The sequence below is a fragment of the Kitasatospora sp. NPDC093558 genome (genome assembly GCF_040683475.1).
GTDB lineage: Bacteria > Actinomycetota > Actinomycetes > Streptomycetales > Streptomycetaceae > Kitasatospora.
The window spans coordinates 1-2,303 of the sequence record NZ_JBFBDY010000867.1 but is presented as its reverse complement, the minus strand read 5'-3'; the positions used below and the strand labels follow the sequence as shown (position 1 = coordinate 2,303).

The window sequence follows — 2,303 nt, the reverse complement described above, 5'->3', positions numbered from 1 at the left end:
CGGGCTTCGTGGGCAACGACGCCGACCGGGCGCACTACGCGGCCACCGCGCGCGGCTACATCGGCCAGTGGCTGACCCTGGCCCAGGATCCGGGCGCCGCCCACCTGGACCTGGCGTCAGGACGACGTCGGCCGGGCGCCGGTGGTGCGGCCGCCGGGGTCGATCAGTCGTTCGTGCGCACGTGAGCGGAGCTCACGGGTTTGCCGGCCGGTAGCGGGCGGTGTCCTGCAGGTACCAGTTCAGGATCCCGGCGGTGAAGACCTGCATCCCCTCGATCAGCTCGGGCAGGTGCTCGGCCGTGCGTTTGCCGAGTTCCTCGGAGAGTTGCAGGAAGCGGTCGGTGTTGAGGCGAAACAGCTCGGCTGCCATGTCCAGCCCCTCCTGCAGGGAGCAGCGGTGTTCGTGAGCGAGCACGGCCGGAAGGTTCATCACCTGGCGCTTCTGCGTGTCGCGCGGGCATGAGTAGATGTCGTTCATGATGGCGAACAGATTCACGCCCGTGGTGATCAGGTCCTGGACATCGGGTTGCAGGTAGGTGTCGAGGGGGATTTCGATGCCGTGAACGATTTCGTTGTAATCGACGAAGGGGGACAGCAAGCTGGTGCCGAAACGGAGCGGGCGGTAGAGCGCCAGCGGGGGAGGGGTGGGTATGCCGGTTCTCAAGCTGTCGGTGATGCAGGCGATCACGGCTTGCAGCATGCCGTGCTGCATCCGCAGGAGCTGTCGAGGGCTGGCCCACCGGTGGAATCTGGCCCAGATGTCGTGGTAGGCGCGGTGGAAGGGATCCTCGCCCGGCGGGGTGCGCTGTGGCGATCGGGCGATCTGGTCCATGTGCAGGGCCCGCTCCGCCAGCTGCTGAGCGGCTCCGGGTGCGGTGGACTCGACGATTTTGTCGTCGAAGGTGAACCAGAAGATGGACAGATGGGAAATGGCCAGGATGCGGTCGACCGGCCCGACCGGATACATCCAGGCCAAAGCCTTTCCGAACAGGGAGTTCCGGACCTTCAGTTCCTCCGTGGGACCGCTCACCAGTCCGTATCCCAGCAGCCAGTCGACGGTTCCGGCCTCGATCTCCTCCCAACGCGGATGCAGACGGCCAGGGGCGGGGAAGGACAATTCGGGCAGGACCAGCGAGTCGGCGCTTTCCAGGGGGAAGTCGGCAGCATCAAATGGCGAGGCCATGATGGGTTCCAATCCTCCGCGCGATCCGAAACGGCGATCCGAAACGGCGGTTCGAAAACGGCGGTTCGAACTTCTCCTTCAGCGCTCCGGCCGAACACCGGTGGCGGCAGCCCGGGGCCGGGCGTCCAGGGCATTCTGATAGCGCCGGAGCGCGGGCTCGCAGAAGCGCCGCGCGGGCCCCTGGGAGAAGGCGTCGACATACTGCTCGGCGAGGGAGAACTCGGTCCGGATGTACCGCAGCATGTCAGCGGACTGCCATCCTGTCGGCCAGAAGTCGACGCCGCGATCGGTGTCCGTGGAGCGATCGATGAGGATGTTGGCCGCCTGCAGGGCCCGGCCGTAGGCAATACCGTGGGAGCGGTCGCACCGCGTGCCGTCGTACCAGGCCCACAGGTCCGACAGCAGTAGCACCAGGGTTCCGGAGACCGCGTAGGTGTAGCGGTCCAGGTCCCGTTCGCTGTCGATGGCGAAACCGGTGCCCACCCAGTCGGCCATCCGCTCGGCCATCGCCGCGAACGTCTCGCATATTCGAGGCGCGATCTCCGTCGGGGCGAGTGCCGCCCATTCGCCGATGCGCAGGGTGACTTCAGGAAGCTCGTGTGTGTGGCGGGCATAGGCGGCGGAGAAGTCGGCCCGGGTGAACCGGGTCTGCAGCAAGCGGCTGGTCGTCTCCAGCAGCTCCACCTTGGCCGGCGGGGCCAGATCGTAGTGGTCTTCGATCTCGTCGATCGCCCGCATGCACAGATACGCGGCCGTCGTGGCCTCGTTCAGCTTCGCGGGCATGGACGTCACCGGCTCGTACCAGGTGGTGCTGTACGCACGGACCAGTGCATGCGCATCAGTCAGAACGGACACGACGACTCCTCTGGAGAGCCCGAAGAACGTCCGACGAGCATCAGTGTCACAGCCTGCGCCTTCCAGGTCGCATGCCAGGCGCACGACGGCACGGACCCTGACGGTGCGCGCGATTGACGCTGTCGGGCCAAGGCTCGGTACCGCCGGCGCACTCCGTCGCTTTCGGCCCGAGCGGGCGGCTTCCCCCGGGGGGTCCACGCCGTGCTGTGTGCGGGCCGTTTCACCGAGGCCCGGGTGACAAGTACAGCCGCATCCGGGTCCTTCGT

General features: G+C 67.0%; 3 protein-coding genes. 1 reads left to right on the top strand and 2 read right to left on the bottom strand.

Annotated elements, in window-relative coordinates; all coding sequences use genetic code 11:
* Positions 1–185, top strand: a 185-nt coding sequence (locus tag AB0O00_RS36300; protein ID WP_363658971.1) for a hypothetical protein, incomplete at its 5' end; no start/stop codon positions are given.
* Positions 186–192: 7 nt separating this feature from the next.
* Here AB0O00_RS36300 and AB0O00_RS36295 read toward each other — a convergent pair.
* Together AB0O00_RS36295 and AB0O00_RS36290 are read right to left on the bottom strand one after the other, a co-directional pair.
* Entirely contained in the window at positions 193–1,182 is a 990-nt protein-coding gene (locus AB0O00_RS36295; RefSeq protein WP_363658970.1) for a hypothetical protein, read from the bottom strand.
* 78 nt (positions 1,183–1,260) lie between these two features.
* Entirely contained in the window at positions 1,261–2,037 is a 777-nt protein-coding gene (locus tag AB0O00_RS36290) for a squalene/phytoene synthase family protein (protein WP_363658969.1), read from the bottom strand.
* Between the last annotated feature and the right edge of the window lie 266 nt (positions 2,038–2,303).

Bases quoted from the DNA above. Each gene is read 5' to 3' on its own strand.
- AB0O00_RS36295 (WP_363658970.1), bottom strand. From the start codon at position 1,182: ATGGCCTCGCCATTTGATGCTGCCGACTTCCCCCTGGAAAGCGCCGAC.